This window comes from Pseudomonas sp. KBS0707, from assembly GCF_005937945.2.
GTDB lineage: Bacteria > Pseudomonadota > Gammaproteobacteria > Pseudomonadales > Pseudomonadaceae > Aquipseudomonas > Aquipseudomonas amygdali.
On the sequence record NZ_CP041754.1, the window covers coordinates 2,006,839 to 2,021,931 of the forward strand.

The following is a 15,093-nucleotide window of genomic DNA, read 5'->3' on the forward strand; positions in this document are numbered from 1 at the left end:
GCTACAGCGACGGAATCAGGCAGGAAAGTGCAATGCGTTGGTCAGGTCGCCCATGGGAGCCTGGCCGCGCGCGATCATGGCGTCGTCGCGGCGCTTCAGCCCGTCGAGCTTTTCCAGGCCGTGAACACGGGTAATCAGGCGCAGAATCGAGGCCGTATCGTATACCGTGTGGTCCACCTTGCCTTTGCGGGCGAAGGGTGAAATGACCAGCGCCGGAATACGCGTGCCGGGGCCGAAGCGGTCGCCTTTGGGCGGTGCGACGTGGTCCCACCAGCCGCCGTTTTCGTCCACAGTCACGACGATCACCATGTTGTCCCATTGCGGGCTCTTGCGCAGCACCTTGATCACCCGGTCTATGTGCCGGTCACCCGCAGCCACGTCGGCATAACCGGCGTGCATGTTCAGGTTGCCCTGGGGCTTGTAGAAGGTTACCGCGGGCAACTTGCCGGCTTCGGCATCGGCGAGGAAACGGTTGGTGCTGGACTCGTCACCCAGGCCGCCGTCACGCAAACGTTTTTTGCGTTCTTCAGGGTTTTGCGGACCCTGTTGCTTGAAGTAGTTGAACGGCTGGTGATGGTATTGAAAGTTAGGGATTTTCGGGATTCCCGTGGAGTCCTTGAACTCGTCCAGCGTCACTTGCCAGGCCCCAGCGTACCAGGCCCAGTCGACATTTCTTTTCGACAGTTTGTCGCCGATGTGTTCGTGGCTTTGCGGAACCAGCACGTTGGGCAGATCCGGTTTCGAGTAATCAGGGTTCTGCGGGTCGCGCAGCCAGGTTGGCCAGTAGGGCGGGGCCATGGTGTTGACGGCGTAGTTGTCCGGGGTAATGGCGCTGGGACCGAACTGCGGTGGCCCCTCCATTGCGCTGGCAGGCGACTTGTCCAGTGGCTTGAGGCGCGGGTCCTGCGGGTTGAAGCTCTGCAGGGTTGCGATCTGCGATTTGGCCGGAGACTCGGCAGCGTTGGGGTAAATCGGCGCGGTGGCTGAAATCAGGTATTGGTGGTTGAGGAACGAGCCGCCGAATGCACCCTGAAAGAAGTTGTCGCACAGCACGAATTCCGAGGCAACGTCCCACAGGCGCAGCGAGTACTGAGTCTGTGCATAGTTGCCCATGGTCAGCCCGCCAGCGTCGGCCCAGGCGACGAATCGATCATTGCGGCCGTCGTTGATCTGCATCTGATTCTGATAGAAAACGTGCCACAGGTCGCGAGTGACCAGACTCAGCGGCAGGTCTTCGCCGTTTGGCCCCTTGAGCGGGAAGGGAGCGTTGGGCAGGCCTTTCTGAAACTGCTCGCCTGCCGGGTAGGTCACGCCGTCAACGGTTTGCGGCCCGACCTGTAACACACCACCCCAGGCTGGCGGCAGTTTGGACAATAGCGTGCCGTCGCGGTCGCGCTGTTCATAGTCGGAAGGTCTGAGCGAGGAGAGTGGCTTCTGGACCCCGGGAAAATCGCCGAACAGGTTATTGAAGCTGCGGTTCTCGGCGTAGATCACCACAATGGTCTTCACGTTTTCGCGCAAGGCCCGGTCCAGCGCCGGCCCGGCAAGATGATGATGCTTGTCGTTGTCGGCGGGCGGTTTCTCGTGGGCCGAAACGTAGCTGCTCAGCGTGACACCTGCGCCCAAGGCAGCCATCCCGCCCAGAAAACGACGGCGGCTGGGGTTGTTGTTGGTGTCTTCGTCGTATGGTCTGTCGCTCATCGCCAAATACTCGCGCTGGTTAATGTATTACCAAAGATTTCAGGCGAGCGTAACGACGGAATATGACGCTATTGCTACACCGCAGATGAAGGGTCACGGGGGCGTGGGCGCGGTGTAGTGATCGATGATTTGCTGAATCTCGCCCGACAGGCGCATTTGCACAAGTGTGCGCAGGATTTTACCTGTCGGCAGCTCGGGGGTGTTGCGTATCAGGCAGGCCGCAGGCTGCTCTGCGACCAGCGATATGGGCTTCAGCCTTCTGCCGACAGGCAGGTTTCGATTGGTCCATTCAAGGATCAACTGGTTGGTCACGGCGTAGTTGTAGCGTCCAGCCATCAGCTTGCCGAGCGTCTGGTTCTGCGTGCGCGCGTCTTCACGTATCAGTTGATGATTATCGAAAAGATGCTGCAGGGCAGGGTAGTTGTAGCCAAGTACCGTGCCGACGGTTTCATTGTCGAACTGCTCCGGGTAAGGACCCGCAGCTGTTTCGGCTGAAGCGACCAGCCAGTCGCGTTGATAGAGAATCGGCAGGCTCCAGAGGTAATCCCCGGACAGATCGGGATACCACGCCTGTGAGCTGTAGCAATGCATGTCTACTTCGCCACGCTCAAGCGCCGACTGGATGCGCAGGCGCGGCATCACATGGTACCTGGCTTCAAGGCCGACATGGTGCGCAACGCTTTGCATGATGTCGAACAGAATGCCGGATTCGGGCCGAAAGTCGGTGATATGCATCATCGGCATGGTCCACCCTTCGTTGACCGCGAAGTCCAGAGTGCCTTTGGCCGCGCTTACCGTCTGCATCGACAGCAACAGCATGCACGCCACGGCTGCACGAGGCAGCCGTGGCTCTGCAAAAGTCCGTTTAAAGCGCGTCATTGGATTCATTTGCTCAGCTTAGCCACAATAGAGGCGGACACCAGATGCAATTTTGCCCCTGCTCGGCTAGCATTGGCGGTCTTCCGCTTACCAGTTGCGACGGTTTTAAATGAGTTATCAGGTTCTTGCACGTAAATGGCGTCCGCGCTCGTTCCGCGAAATGGTCGGCCAGGCTCATGTGTTGAAGGCCCTGATCAACGCGCTGGACAGCCAGCGCCTGCACCATGCCTATTTGTTCACCGGCACGCGAGGCGTCGGCAAGACCACTATCGCGCGGATCATCGCCAAGTGCCTGAACTGCGAAACTGGCATCACCTCTACGCCCTGTGGCACTTGCTCGGTGTGCAAAGAGATCGATGAAGGTCGTTTCGTCGACCTGATCGAGATCGACGCCGCCAGCCGCACCAAGGTCGAAGACACGCGCGAACTGCTGGATAACGTGCAGTACGCGCCAAGTCGCGGTCGCTTCAAGGTCTACCTGATCGACGAAGTGCACATGCTCTCCAGTCACTCGTTCAACGCCTTGCTCAAGACGCTTGAAGAGCCGCCGCCCTACGTCAAGTTCATCCTCGCTACCACCGATCCGCAGAAGTTGCCCGCGACCATTCTGTCGCGCTGCCTGCAGTTCTCGCTGAAAAACATGACGCCCGAACGTGTGGTCGAACATCTGACCCACGTACTGGGCGTCGAGAATGTGCCGTTCGAAGACGATGCGCTGTGGCTGCTCGGGCGCGCTGCCGACGGTTCGATGCGTGACGCGATGAGCCTGACCGATCAGGCCATTGCCTTTGGTGAAGGCAAGGTCATGGCTGCCGATGTGCGCGCCATGCTCGGCACACTGGATCATGGTCAGGTGTTCGATGTGCTGACTGCGTTGCTTGAGGGCGACGCTCGCGGTGTGCTGGAGGCGGTACGCCACCTGGCCGAGCAGGGGCCTGACTGGAATGGCGTGCTCTCGGAAATTCTCAATGTTCTGCACCGCGTGGCGATTGCCCAGGCGTTGCCCGAAGGCGTCGACAACGGGCATGGCGACCGCGACCGGGTGTTGGCGCTGGCCCAGGCATTGCCTGCCGAAGACGTGCAGTTTTATTACCAGATGGGTCTGATTGGTCGTCGTGACTTGCCGCTGGCCCCGGATCCGCGTGGCGGTTTCGAGATGGTCCTGCTGCGCATGCTGGCGTTCCGCCCGGCCGATAACTACGATGCGCCGAGGCAACCGCTAAAGCCGGTGGGGATCAGCCAGGCCACGGTTGATTCCCGAAAAGCAGTGGCCGATGCGACACCTGTTGCATCGGTAGCTCCCGCAGTTTCAACTGCACCGGTGATGGCTGCGCCCGATCCGGCCTTCGAAGCGCTGCCGCCAGCCGCCGCCCCGATGCCGACCGCTGCTGTACGAGCTGAGCCCGCAGCACAGCCAGAATCACAGCCGCAAGCTCAGCCCGAGCCGGTCGAAGAAGTCGATCTGCCGTGGAATGAGCCAAAGTCACCGGTTGCCGAAAAAAACGCTGAATCCGCACCTGACACTGGCACTGTTGCAGAACCGGTAGCCGAGCCGGTTCTGGAGACTGTCTCCGAACAGCCAGACCTCACGCCAATGCCGACGCCTGCGCCCGCCAGCCCAGTGCCAGATGCGCCGGAGGCGGAACCTGCGCAGCCGGTTGCCGAGCAGCAGGTTACACCGGCGATGCTTGAAGCCATCCCTGATTCCGCCTATCTGTCCATGAATCCGGATTCGATGTCTTCGAATTCCGGCCCAATGGGGCGCGATGACGAGCCGCCAGCGGATGACGATTACGTCGAGCCGGATATCGACATCGACCCGGCGTCCTATAGCTATCTGGATGAACTGGCCCACGAGAGCGTCGTCGAGCTTGAAGCGGTCGAGCCCGAGCCCGCTCCGGCTGCCAAGCCGGCCACCGGCCTCGCTGCCGACTGGCTGGAGGTATTCCCCAAATTGCCGATTTCCGGCATGACCGGCAGCATTGCGGCCAACTGCACCTTGATGGCGGTCGATGGCGATAGCTGGCTGCTGCACCTGGACCCGGCGCACAGCGCCCTGTTCAACTCAACCCAGCAGCGCCGCCTGAACGATGCGTTGAACCAGTATCATGGTCGCACGATCAATCTGAGTATCGAGCTGATCAAGCCCGAGCAGGAAACTCCTGCCCAGGCTGCTTCGCGACTGCGTGCCGAGCGTCAGCGTCAGGCCGAAGCCTCGATCCAGGCCGACCCGTATATCCAGCAGATGTTGCAGCAGTTTGGCGCTGTTATCCGGGAAGATACTATCCAGCCCGTAGACGCGCCTGCGGTGCAGCCTCAATAACTGAACACAGGGCGCCATTGGCGCCGCGCAAACAAACCATCCATTTTCGAGGAGATATCCCATGATGAAAGGTGGCATGGCTGGCCTGATGAAGCAGGCGCAGCAAATGCAGGAAAAAATGGCCAAGATGCAGGAAGAACTGGCCAACGCGGAAGTCACCGGTCAATCGGGCGCAGGCCTGGTGAGCGTCGTGATGACCGGTCGTCACGACGTCAAGCGCATCAATCTGGATGACAGCCTGATGCAGGAAGACAAGGAAGTGCTGGAAGACCTGATCGCCGCCGCCGTCAACGACGCCGTGCGCAAGATCGAGCAGGCCAGCCAGGACAAGACCGCTTCCATGACCGCGGGCATGCAGTTGCCACCGGGCATGAAACTGCCGTTCTGACGGTCGTCTGGGTCACGATCAATGCCAGGCCATGTGCCTGGCATTTTTCTGTCTGCTGTCCTGCTGCGCGCCGCCGTTCGGCATCAGTACAACCATCAGTATTTGGCCTGACCGACTGAATTGAGCGACAATCGTCACCCGCCTCTGGAGTGCCCCATGTCTGAGCCCATTGAAAACCTCACCGTCGACGCCGTGCTGGAAGCTGTCGGCCTGTTTTGTCCGGAACCGGTGATGATGCTGCATCAAAAGGTGCGTGACTTGCCTGCGGGCGGCCTGCTCAAGGTGATCGCGACCGATCCTTCCACGCGCCGCGATATTCCGAAGTTCTGTGTATTTCTTGGGCATGAGCTGGTTGCGGAGCAGGCTGAAGAAGGCACGTTCCTGTACTGGATACGCAAAAAGCCTGATTGATTGTTACATCGCTGCAACCCGCGCCGGTTCACGACGCACCTGTTCCCGCTGGGGACCGGTCCCTGTTCGCCAGACCCAGAGAGTCTTCCATGCGCATTGTTGCTGACGAAAATATTCCCCTGCTCGACGCTTTTTTCGCTCATTTCGGTGAGATTCATCGTTTGCCGGGACGCGCCATAGATCGCGCTGCGGTGGCGAACGCCGACATCCTGCTGGTGCGCTCCGTGACACCCGTAACCCGTGAGCTGCTCGAAGGCAGCCCGGTGCGGTTTGTCGGCACCTGCACCATCGGCACCGATCATCTGGATCTGGACGGGTTTCAGCAAGCCGGTATCCAGTGGGCCAGCGCACCGGGCTGCAATGCGCGCGGCGTGGTGGATTACGTGCTCGGCAGCCTGCTGACCCTGGCTGAAATCGAAGGCGTCGACCTCGCGCAACGTACTTACGGTGTGGTCGGTGCAGGGCAGGTGGGTGGTCGTCTGGTCGATGTCTTGAAGGCGCTTGGCTGGAACGTACTGGTCTGCGATCCGCCACGCAAGTCTGCCGAAGGTGGTGACTTCGTCAGCCTTGACGAGATATTGCAGCGCTGTGACGTCATCAGCCTGCACACGCCGTTGAGCAAGGCCGGGGCGTCGGCAACCTGGCACCTGCTCGACGAAACCCGTTTGCGCCAACTCAGGCAAGGCGCCTGGCTGATCAATGCCAGCCGTGGTGCCGTGGTGGACAACACTGCGCTGCACGACGTGCTGCATGAGCGCGAAGACCTGCAAGCCGTGCTGGATGTGTGGGAAGGTGAGCCGCAGGTCAACGTGGCGCTGGCCGACCTGTGCGTTCTGGGTACGCCGCACATCGCCGGTTACAGCCTTGATGGCAGGCAACGGGGCACTGCGCAGATCTATCAGGCGCTGTGTGCCTTCCTGGGGCAGCCTGCGGTGATAAAACTGGACGATCTGCTGCCCAAGCCGTGGCTGGCGCAGGTCAGCCTTGATGCTTCAAGCGATCCGGTCTGGGCACTGAACATGCTGTGCCGTGGCGTGTACGACCCGCGGCGTGACGATGCAGACTTTCGGCGCAGCCTCACCGGCGACACTGCCAGTCAGCGCCTGGCCTTCGATGCCCTGCGCAAGCATTACCCGCCACGTCGGGAAATCGAAGGTCTGAAGGTCCGTTTGGAGGGTGAGTCCGGGGGGCTGGCGCAACTCGTGCGGGCGCTGGGGGCCGTACTGGTCTGATCGTCCGGTAAACGCGGGACATAAAAAACCCGACTCAGGGTCGGGTTTCAAGGCATTTGGTCAGGTTCGGTTTTATTTTTCCGGGGTTACCCAGTTCTTGTCGCATTCCTGGCAGGCAGCCTGAACCATCGCTTCAGTGATCAGGACTTCTTGCCCATGCTCGTCGAGAATTGCACCGCCAACCGGCAGATTGGGCGTGGCTCGAACGACTGGAACTTCGTTGCTGCGCTCTTGCAGGCTCATGGTGTTTCTCCTTTCATCAGGTAACGGCGTTAAATTAACCGCGCTTGATGACCGGTCCGTGACAGGTTCTGTCAGCCGCTCAAACGCGTTCCCAGTGCAACAGAAATGATGCAAATCTGCCAGCAGGCGCTTAGATCGATGTCTTATAGCGCCTCTGTAAAGCAGTCATAACCTGACCTTTGAAGCCGGGCGCAAGTTCATTCGAAATGATGCACAGCGCGTCATGCGTGACAGGTGTAGGCTTCGCTATTCAGACAGATCGGGCAAACAGGCAGGCTTCATGATTTCACGGATTACCCGACGTCACCGCCAGGCACTTCGCCTGGCCGCGAGTTTCATTGCGCCGTATCGCTGGCAAGCGTTCGGAGTGTTGTTGGCACTGGTCATTACCGCGGGTATCACCCTGTCGATCGGCCAAGGCATCAAGCTGATGGTCGATCAGGGCTTCATGACCCGCTCGCCGCAGTTGCTCGAACGCTCGATCGGCTTTTTCATGCTGCTGACGGTTGGCCTGGCCATCGGAACGTTCGCCCGCTTCTATCTGGTGTCATGGATCGGCGAGCGTGTGGTCGCCGACCTGCGCAAGAAAGTATTCGATCACCTGATAGAGCTGCATCCGGGCTTTTACGAGAACAATCGCAGCTCGGAAATCCAGTCGCGGCTGACTGCCGATACCACGTTGTTGCAGTCGGTGATCGGCTCGTCACTGTCGATGTTCCTGCGCAACGTACTGATGGTCGTTGGCGGCATCGTGCTGTTGTTCATCACCAACCCCAAGCTCACCAGCATCGTGGTGGTGGCGTTGCCGCTGATCATCGCGCCCATTCTCATGTTCGGACGGCGGGTACGAAACCTGTCGCGCGAGAGCCAGGACCGGGTCGCCAATGTGGGCAGCTACGTGGCCGAAGCGCTGGGGCAGATCAAGACGGTGCAGGCGTACAACCATCAAGAGCAGGACAAACAGCGTTTTTCACATACGGTGGAGCAGGCGTTCGATACCGCTCGCAAACGGATTTTGCAGCGCTCCTGGCTGATTACGCTGGTGATCGTTCTGGTGCTGGGCGTAGTGGCGGTAATGCTATGGGTGGGCGGCATGGACGTGATCAGCGGACGTATTTCCAGCGGAGAGCTGGCAGCGTTTGTGTTTTACGCGCTGATGGTCGGCATGGCGTTTGGCACGTTGAGCGAGGTGATCGGCGATTTGCAGCGCGCCGCCGGTGCCGCAGAGAGGATTGGCGAGCTGCTTCAGGCTCGCAGCGAGATCAAAGCGCCAGCCACAGAGCTGCAGAGCCTGCCGCAACGCATCAGCGGGCGTCTGGCGCTGGAGAATGTCACTTTCGCCTACCCGTCGCGTCCCGAGCGCAATGCGCTGGATAACCTGACCCTGAACATCGAGCCCGGTGAAACCCTGGCGCTGGTCGGGCCTTCCGGAGCAGGTAAGTCGACTATTCTCGACCTGCTGCTGCGTTTCTACGACCCGACTCAAGGGCGCATCCTGATTGAGGGCGTGCCGATCGCACAGCTCGATCCGCACGATCTGCGCCGCTGCTTCGCGCTGGTTTCACAATCGCCCGCACTGTTTTTCGGCAGTGTCGAGGACAACATTCGTTACGGAAACGCCAGTGCCAGCCTTGAGCAGGTACAGGCAGCAGCGCGTATCGCCCATGCGCACGAGTTCATTCTCGACATGGCCGACGGCTACGGTACGCATCTGGGTGAGGGCGGTGTGGGATTGTCCGGCGGACAGCGGCAGCGTCTGGCGATTGCCCGTGCGTTACTGGTCGATGCGCCGATCCTGTTGCTGGACGAGGCGACCAGTGCGCTGGATGCGCAGAGTGAGCACTTGATTCAGCAAGCCTTGCCAAGCCTGATGCAGGGCCGTACTACGCTGGTCATCGCCCATCGACTGGCCACTGTGCAGAATGCCGACCGGATTGCCGTTATGGATCAGGGCCGGCTGGTGGCGGTCGGTACCCATCAGCAACTGATTGCCAGCAACCCGCTCTACGCACGTCTGGCGGCGTTGCAGTTCAATGCTGGCGTCGAATAGAAAGGGGCAGTATAGGCAGGTGTGCGGGCAAGGTGGGAGGTCAGGCCCCCCACGTGTTCAGCCTCAGCGGTATTCGCACAGGTAAGCGGTATCAACGCTGACCTTGAGCTGGAACTTGCTGTTGGCCGGGACATTGAACTGGCTGCCGGTGGAGAAAGTTTCCCAGTCGGTACTGTCCGGGAGCTTCACGTTCAGCTCGCCGGAGATCACGTGCATGATTTCCCGTTGCGCTGTACCGAACTCATATTCGCCCGCCGCCATGACACCGATGGTTGCCTGACCGTCGACCTGACTGAAGGCGATGGATTTGACGGTGCCGTCGAAGTACTCGTTGACCTTGAACATGGGCGATTCCTTTTGAAAGGGCTGGAAATGGCCCGCCAGTATGCCCAACACGGTAAAACTCGTCACGCCCCTTGCAAGTCGACGCTGAACAAACGACGACGTGCAGCGAGATTCAATTAAGCAGTATCAACGGCAAGAGCCGGGCGGTATTGCGTGCATCGACCAGTGCCCGGTGTTGCTGACCTGCGAATTGCATGCCAGCCAGTTGCAGGGCGCTGTTCAGGCCCATCGGCTTTTGTAACTGACGGGCCTGGGCGAATCGCTGTTTGAGATTGACGTGCGGCATGCTCGACAGTGCGCTGTCGAGGCGATGGTAGCGCCATTCCTCTTCCAGTTGCTGGCGGTCGTAATCCCCCCAGCTGGCCCAACCCAGCACGCGGGCACGGTGATGGCTCAGCCAGCGCTCGAACTGAGGCCACACGGTCGTCAAGGGCGCAGCGCTGTCGATACTGCTTTGATTGATATGGGTCAGCTCTCGGCAAAAATGAGTCAGCACAGGCCTGCGTGCGGGGCGTACGAAGCGCTCGAAATGGTCCAGCTCGCGCCCGTCCTGATTGACCAGCGTCGCGCCTATTTCGATGACTTCCATTTCTGCGACCGGCCAGCCACCTTCTTCGGTGGTAGCCTCCAGATCAATCACCAGCCAATGCGGCATCATCAAGCTCCCTTACGATAGTCAATGGCTTCAGCGTAGCCAGATTAGCCTGTTGCGCCCACGCTTGAGGCTGCGCCGACAATATCGTTTTTACAACTGCCCTTACAGTGACCGCTGCTAATGGCATTGGTGCCTCACGCGAGTTCATCGCAGCGGTGCACAATAGTAACCACTGTGAGCAATGCTGACGCCGTTGATTTGACAGTTGTTTAAATCATGGAAACCGCATAGCGTGGAGGGCTTTGATTGATGTCGTGTTTTATGAAAAAATTTGCAGTATTAATTGATGGCGTCGCGCGCACGTTCGCCACAGGCCTTCTGCTCTTTGTGCCGTTCATGGCAACGTCCCAAGTCTATGCCGCGCAGGTCGTGCGGGTGGCCGCCGTGCATTTCCCTCCGTATATGGTCCGCCCTGAAAAAGGCGAAGACGCCGGTCTGTTGCCCAAGCTGATCGATGCCCTGAATGCCGAGCAGGACGATTACGAGTTTGTGATGATCCCCACCTCCGTGCCCCGGCGTTTTCGTGACTTTGCGGAAGGGCGTTTCGATGTTGCGATCTTCGAGAACCCTGACTGGGGCTGGAAGGATATTGCGCACGAAACCGTCGATCTGGGCCTTGAAGATGCCGAGGTCTATGTAGCAAGGCGGGTCGAAGGGCGTGATCAGAATTACTTCGATGATCTGTCTGACAAACGTCTGGCGTTGTTCAGTGGTTACCATTATGGATTTGCCAACTTCAATCCCGATCAGAAGTACTTGAGTGAGCACTTCAATGTGACCTCCACCTATTCTCACGACAGTAATCTATTGATGGTGGTGCGCAATCGGGCGGATATCGCGCCTGTTACCCGTTCCTATCTGATTGATTTTATGGCACATAACAAAGATGAAGCGGCGCAGTTAATGGTCTCCGAACGCGTTGATCAGATCTACCGTCAATACGCGTTGTTGCGCCCCAATGGCAACATTGATGTTCCACACTTCAAAGCGCTGCTGGAGAAGTTGCGCGCGGACGGCGAGTTGGAGACGATCTTTCAGCCGCTTCATATCAAGGTGCTTTCGGTCAGCGCAGAGATCGGGAAATAGGCAGGGGCAGGTTTTCAGCCTGCCACCCGGACTTATTTAACGGTCCTTGGCTTCCTTGGCGTCCATTTCGGCGTTGCGCTCATGGACGCGCTTGAGTTGTTCTTCGGTGAGGGGCAGTTTCTTGGCGGTATCGCGCAGCATCATAAGACCGCCGACGATCGAGCCGATGGCTACGAGCAGAATTAACCAGGCATACCAGGGCATAGCGCTCTCCTTGTTGTGATACCGGTTTGAGCAGCGAGGCTGCTCAATGGTTCAAGTGTATGCGCCCTGATCGGGTTGCGTGCAAAACCCTTTGCACGCAACCCCGGAAAGTCTCTGAATTATTGCCCGGTCAGCATCGCGTCGGTCGGTGCATCGGCGCGCGATTTTGCGGTCAGGCTGAAGTAGATAAAACCTATGGCCATCAGCCCGAGGAAAATCAGGCCGATCAGCATGTTGAACCAGGCCATTGCCACCAGACACACGATTGCCAGAGCCAGCGCAATGCCGGGCACCACCGGGTAGCCTGGCGCGCGGAAGCTGCGCTCAAGGTCAGGCTCGGTCTTGCGCAGCTTGAACAGGCTGAGCATGCTCATGATGTACATGACGATAGCGCCGAAAACAGCCATGGTGATCATCGCGGCGGTGAGTGTCATGCCGCTCAGGTTGACCAGGCCATCGCTGTAGATGGCGGCGATGCCGATCAGGCCACCTGCGATGATCGCCCGGTGCGGTGTCTGAAAGCGTGACAGCTTGGCCAGCGAGGCAGGCAGGTAACCGGCACGGGCGAGGGCGAAGAACTGGCGCGAGTAACCCATGATGATGCCGTGGAAGCTGGCGACCAGACCGAACAGGCCGATCCACACCAGCATGTGCAGCCAGCCGGAGCTGTCACCAACCACGGCTTTCATTGCTTGCGGCAGTGGGTCGTTGATGTTGGCCAGGGTGCGCCAGTCACCCACGCCACCGGCAAACAGCATGACGCCGATCGCCAGTATCACCAAGGTCAGAATGCCGCTGATATAGGCCTTCGGGATGGTGCGTTTCGGGTCCTTGGCTTCTTCGGCGGCCATTGCAGCGCCTTCAATGGCCAGGAAGAACCAGATCGCAAAGGGGATGGCGGCGAACATGCCGGCAATCGCTTCCGGCCCGAAGGTCTGGGAACCGGCCCAGCCGTTGAGGGCGAAGTTGCTGAAGCTGAATGCAGGTGCGACCACCCCCATGAACACCAGCAGCTCGGCCACGGCGAGAATGCACACGACCAGCTCAAAGGTTGCTGCCAGCTTTACGCCCACGATGTTGAGTGCCATGAACACGATGTAAGCGCCGACAGCCGCATGTTTAGGGTCCAGCCCCGGGTATTGCACGTTAAGGTACGCACCGATTGCCATGGCAATGGCCGGTGGCGCGAATACGAATTCGATCAGAGTGGCCATACCGGCGATCAGCCCGCCTTTTTCGCCAAAGGCGCGGCGGCTATAGGCAAATGGGCCGCCCGCGTGCGGGATGGCCGTAGTGAGCTCGGTAAAGCTGAAGATGAAGCAGGTGTACATGGTCGCAACCATCAAGGCTGTTACCAAAAAGCCCAGTGTACCCGCCACGCCCCAGCCGTAACTCCAGCCAAAGTACTCGCCGGAAATCACCAGCCCGACAGCGATCCCCCATAGATGAATCGTGCCCAGCGTTGGCTTGAGTTGCGTGCTCATGGTCATCTCCCTGAGATTCGGTAATCGTTGAAACATCCTGTTGCAGAGGCCGTGCCAGTGCACTGATCATTGTCGTGTTGCTTCAAAACGGGTCGTTTACAGAACGCTGCAGTGAACCGATTCATCGGGTTGTGCAGGTTTGGTGCAGGCCATCGAAGCAGTGGTCGCTGCGGGTGCAGGGAATCATGACTTTTTATGGACGCGACTGGCTAAATGCCGATCTACGGGTCCCGTCTGCTCGCCGGTTCGGCTACAATGCGCGCCGATTTCGACTTACCTGAGACCACGCTCATGTCCGCCTGCCAGACTCCCGTCATCGTCGCCCTGGATTTTCCGACCCGTGAAGCCGCCTTGCGTTTGGCTGATCAGCTCGATCCCAAGCTGTGCAGGGTCAAGGTCGGCAAGGAGCTGTTCATCAGTTGTGCGGCCGATATCGTCGAGACCCTGCGCAACAAGGGTTTCGAGGTGTTTCTTGATCTCAAATTCCACGATATCCCCAATACCACGGCGATGGCGGTCAAGGCCGCTGCCGAGATGGGCGTATGGATGGTCAACGTGCACTGTTCAGGCGGGCTACGCATGATGACGGCCTGCCGCGAAGTGCTCGAGCAGCGCAGCGGTCCTCAGCCACTGCTGATTGGCGTGACCGTTCTGACCAGCATGGAGCGGGAAGACCTTGCCGGTATCGGCCTGGATATTGATCCGCAGGTGCAGGTGCTGCGCCTTGCAGCGCTGGCCGAGAAGGCCGGTCTGGACGGTCTGGTCTGTTCGGCGCTGGAGGCGCAGGCCCTGAAAGCGGCTCACCCGTCGTTGCAACTGGTGACGCCGGGTATCCGCCCGGCGGGCAGTGCGCAGGACGATCAGCGGCGCATTCTGACCCCGCGCCAGGCCCTGGATGCCGGCTCCGATCACCTCGTTATCGGCCGCCCGATCAGCCAGGCAGCTGACCCGGCGAAGGCCCTGGCTGCAGTGGTTGCCGAGCTGGCTTGAGCGGACGGACGCACAGCGTCGCGCAAGGCACCCCACGCCGAAGCGTGAGGTGTCCGGCCCGCGGGCTTTATTCCACTTTCAAGATCAGCTTGCCCTGGTTCTCACCGCTGAACAGCATCTGGAAGGTCTCCGGGAAAGTCTCGAGACCGTCGACGATATGCTCCTTGCTCTTGAGCTTGCCTTCCTTGATCCAGCCCGCCATCACCTGACCGGCTTCAGCGAAGCGCTCGGGGTGGTCCAGTACGATGAAGCCTTCCATGCGTGCACGGTTGACCAGCAGTGACATGTAGTTGGCCGGGCCTTTGATCGCCGTGGTGTTGTTGTACTGACTGATGGCACCGCAGATCACCACGCGCGCGCCGACCGCCAGCTGGCTGAGCGCCGCGTCCAGAATGTCGCCGCCAACGTTGTCGAAGTACACGTTCACGCCATCCGGACAGTGGCGCTTCAAACCATCCATAACGTCTTCGGACTTATAGTCGATGGCTGCATCGAAGCCCAGTTCTTCGGTCAGTAAGCGGCATTTTTCTGCGCCTCCTGCGATGCCGACAACCCGGCAGCCCTTGAGCTTGGCAATTTGTCCGGCGACGCTGCCGACAGCACCCGCTGCACCGGAAATCACTACGGTATCACCGCTTTTTGGCTGGCCGACATCCAGCAGCGCTAGGTAGGCATTCATGCCGGTCATGCCCAGAGCAGACAGATAAAGCGGTAGCGGGGCAAGGCTGGTATCGACCTTGTAAAAGCCTTTTGGCTCGCCCACGAAATAATCCTGAACGCCAAGTGCGCCTTGCAGATGGTCGCCTACGGCAAATTTCGGGTTTTTCGATTCAAGCACTTCGCCCACGCCCAGGGCGCGCATCACTTCGCCCAGCTTTACGGCCGGAATGTAGGATTTTCCGTCATTCATCCAGCCACGCATCGCCGGGTCCAGCGACAGGTATTTGTTCCTGACCAGTATCTGGCCTTCGGCAAGTGCGGTGACCGGAGCCTCTTGATAGGTGAAGTCTTCACGGCGCACATCGCCCGACGGACGCTTGGCGAGCAGGAACTGGCGGTTGGAAAGATCAGTCATGGCAGGGTCTCCAGAAAATGGTTCAAA

General features: G+C 59.5%; 15 protein-coding genes. 7 read left to right on the forward strand and 8 right to left on the reverse strand.

Annotated elements, in window-relative coordinates; translation table 11 throughout:
- Nucleotides 1-15: 15 nt before the first annotated feature.
- Nucleotides 16-1,701, reverse strand: a complete 1,686-nt coding sequence (gene acpA, locus FFH21_RS09410) for an acid phosphatase (RefSeq protein WP_011168210.1) — start codon at nucleotides 1,699-1,701, stop codon at nucleotides 16-18.
- A 93-nt stretch (nucleotides 1,702-1,794) separates the two neighbouring features.
- Entirely contained in the window at nucleotides 1,795-2,580 is a 786-nt protein-coding gene (locus FFH21_RS09415; RefSeq protein WP_004667473.1) for an ABC transporter substrate-binding protein, read from the reverse strand.
- A 109-nt stretch (nucleotides 2,581-2,689) separates the two neighbouring features.
- Between FFH21_RS09415 and dnaX the strand changes: the two genes are divergently transcribed.
- From dnaX to pdxB, 4 genes are all read left to right on the forward strand, one after another.
- Complete coding sequence (dnaX, locus tag FFH21_RS09420) at nucleotides 2,690-4,903, forward strand: DNA polymerase III subunit gamma/tau (protein ID WP_011168212.1); 2,214 nt, start codon at nucleotides 2,690-2,692, stop codon at nucleotides 4,901-4,903.
- Nucleotides 4,904-4,964: 61 nt separating this feature from the next.
- On the forward strand, nucleotides 4,965-5,291 hold the full coding sequence (locus FFH21_RS09425) for a YbaB/EbfC family nucleoid-associated protein (protein ID WP_002552818.1): 327 nt from the start codon (nucleotides 4,965-4,967) through the stop codon (nucleotides 5,289-5,291).
- A gap of 156 nt (nucleotides 5,292-5,447) precedes the next feature.
- On the forward strand, nucleotides 5,448-5,702 hold the full coding sequence (gene tusA, locus FFH21_RS09430; protein ID WP_011168213.1) for a sulfurtransferase TusA: 255 nt from the start codon (nucleotides 5,448-5,450) through the stop codon (nucleotides 5,700-5,702).
- Nucleotides 5,703-5,791: 89 nt separating this feature from the next.
- The gene (pdxB, locus tag FFH21_RS09435; protein WP_011168214.1) at nucleotides 5,792-6,934 is read left to right on the forward strand and encodes a 4-phosphoerythronate dehydrogenase PdxB; all 1,143 of its coding nucleotides are present in this window, start codon (nucleotides 5,792-5,794) and stop codon (nucleotides 6,932-6,934) included.
- A 72-nt stretch (nucleotides 6,935-7,006) separates the two neighbouring features.
- Here the strand turns inward: pdxB and FFH21_RS29930 are convergent, their stop codons facing one another.
- Nucleotides 7,007-7,177, reverse strand: a complete 171-nt coding sequence (locus FFH21_RS29930; RefSeq protein WP_002552821.1) for a PA1571 family protein — start codon at nucleotides 7,175-7,177, stop codon at nucleotides 7,007-7,009.
- 280 nt (nucleotides 7,178-7,457) lie between these two features.
- Here FFH21_RS29930 and FFH21_RS09445 point away from each other — a divergent pair, with 280 nt between their 5' ends.
- Nucleotides 7,458-9,227, forward strand: coding sequence for an ABC transporter transmembrane domain-containing protein (locus FFH21_RS09445; protein WP_011168216.1), 1,770 nt, complete (start codon nucleotides 7,458-7,460; stop codon nucleotides 9,225-9,227).
- Nucleotides 9,228-9,290: 63 nt separating this feature from the next.
- Here FFH21_RS09445 and FFH21_RS09450 read toward each other — a convergent pair whose 3' ends face one another.
- Both FFH21_RS09450 and FFH21_RS09455 read right to left on the reverse strand, forming a co-directional pair.
- Nucleotides 9,291-9,572, reverse strand: coding sequence for a pyrimidine/purine nucleoside phosphorylase (locus tag FFH21_RS09450; RefSeq protein ID WP_004658419.1), 282 nt, complete (start codon nucleotides 9,570-9,572; stop codon nucleotides 9,291-9,293).
- A 112-nt stretch (nucleotides 9,573-9,684) separates the two neighbouring features.
- The gene (locus tag FFH21_RS09455) at nucleotides 9,685-10,227 is read right to left on the reverse strand and encodes an exonuclease domain-containing protein (RefSeq protein ID WP_004665844.1); all 543 of its coding nucleotides are present in this window, start codon (nucleotides 10,225-10,227) and stop codon (nucleotides 9,685-9,687) included.
- Nucleotides 10,228-10,476: 249 nt separating this feature from the next.
- Here FFH21_RS09455 and FFH21_RS09460 point away from each other — a divergent pair, with 249 nt between their 5' ends.
- Nucleotides 10,477-11,313 (forward strand): ABC transporter substrate-binding protein, encoded by an 837-nt coding sequence (locus FFH21_RS09460; RefSeq protein ID WP_011168217.1) that lies wholly within the window; start codon nucleotides 10,477-10,479, stop codon nucleotides 11,311-11,313.
- Nucleotides 11,314-11,349: 36 nt separating this feature from the next.
- Here FFH21_RS09460 and FFH21_RS09465 read toward each other — a convergent pair whose 3' ends face one another.
- Nucleotides 11,350-11,517: a DUF2897 family protein gene (locus FFH21_RS09465; RefSeq protein ID WP_002552826.1), complete on the reverse strand. Its 168-nt coding sequence runs from the start codon at nucleotides 11,515-11,517 to the stop codon at nucleotides 11,350-11,352.
- 119 nt (nucleotides 11,518-11,636) lie between these two features.
- Entirely contained in the window at nucleotides 11,637-13,001 is a 1,365-nt protein-coding gene (gene eat / locus FFH21_RS09470; protein WP_002552827.1) for an ethanolamine permease, read from the reverse strand.
- 291 nt (nucleotides 13,002-13,292) lie between these two features.
- On the opposite strand from eat, the gene pyrF reads away from it, so the two are divergent.
- A complete protein-coding gene (gene pyrF, locus FFH21_RS09475; RefSeq protein ID WP_041924767.1) occupies nucleotides 13,293-13,991 on the forward strand; it encodes an orotidine-5'-phosphate decarboxylase in 699 nt (232 codons plus the stop codon).
- A gap of 67 nt (nucleotides 13,992-14,058) precedes the next feature.
- Here pyrF and FFH21_RS09480 read toward each other — a convergent pair whose 3' ends face one another.
- Nucleotides 14,059-15,066 carry an NADP-dependent oxidoreductase gene (locus tag FFH21_RS09480; protein WP_011168219.1) on the reverse strand — a complete coding sequence of 336 codons (1,008 nt, stop codon included), beginning with the start codon at nucleotides 15,064-15,066 and terminating at the stop codon, nucleotides 14,059-14,061.
- Between the last annotated feature and the right edge of the window lie 27 nt (nucleotides 15,067-15,093).

Coding starts and splice junctions, on each gene's coding strand:
- acpA (WP_011168210.1), bottom strand. CDS start 1,701: ATGAGCGACAGACCATACGACGAAGACACCAACAACAACCCCAGCCGC.
- FFH21_RS09415 (WP_004667473.1), bottom strand. CDS start 2,580: ATGACGCGCTTTAAACGGACTTTTGCAGAGCCACGGCTGCCTCGTGCA.
- dnaX (WP_011168212.1), top strand. CDS start 2,690: ATGAGTTATCAGGTTCTTGCACGTAAATGGCGTCCGCGCTCGTTCCGC.
- FFH21_RS09425 (WP_002552818.1), top strand. CDS start 4,965: ATGATGAAAGGTGGCATGGCTGGCCTGATGAAGCAGGCGCAGCAAATG.
- tusA (WP_011168213.1), top strand. CDS start 5,448: ATGTCTGAGCCCATTGAAAACCTCACCGTCGACGCCGTGCTGGAAGCT.
- pdxB (WP_011168214.1), top strand. CDS start 5,792: ATGCGCATTGTTGCTGACGAAAATATTCCCCTGCTCGACGCTTTTTTC.
- FFH21_RS29930 (WP_002552821.1), bottom strand. CDS start 7,177: ATGAGCCTGCAAGAGCGCAGCAACGAAGTTCCAGTCGTTCGAGCCACG.
- FFH21_RS09445 (WP_011168216.1), top strand. CDS start 7,458: ATGATTTCACGGATTACCCGACGTCACCGCCAGGCACTTCGCCTGGCC.
- FFH21_RS09450 (WP_004658419.1), bottom strand. CDS start 9,572: ATGTTCAAGGTCAACGAGTACTTCGACGGCACCGTCAAATCCATCGCC.
- FFH21_RS09455 (WP_004665844.1), bottom strand. CDS start 10,227: ATGCCGCATTGGCTGGTGATTGATCTGGAGGCTACCACCGAAGAAGGT.
- FFH21_RS09460 (WP_011168217.1), top strand. CDS start 10,477: ATGTCGTGTTTTATGAAAAAATTTGCAGTATTAATTGATGGCGTCGCG.
- FFH21_RS09465 (WP_002552826.1), bottom strand. CDS start 11,517: ATGCCCTGGTATGCCTGGTTAATTCTGCTCGTAGCCATCGGCTCGATC.
- eat (WP_002552827.1), bottom strand. CDS start 13,001: ATGAGCACGCAACTCAAGCCAACGCTGGGCACGATTCATCTATGGGGG.
- pyrF (WP_041924767.1), top strand. CDS start 13,293: ATGTCCGCCTGCCAGACTCCCGTCATCGTCGCCCTGGATTTTCCGACC.
- FFH21_RS09480 (WP_011168219.1), bottom strand. CDS start 15,066: ATGACTGATCTTTCCAACCGCCAGTTCCTGCTCGCCAAGCGTCCGTCG.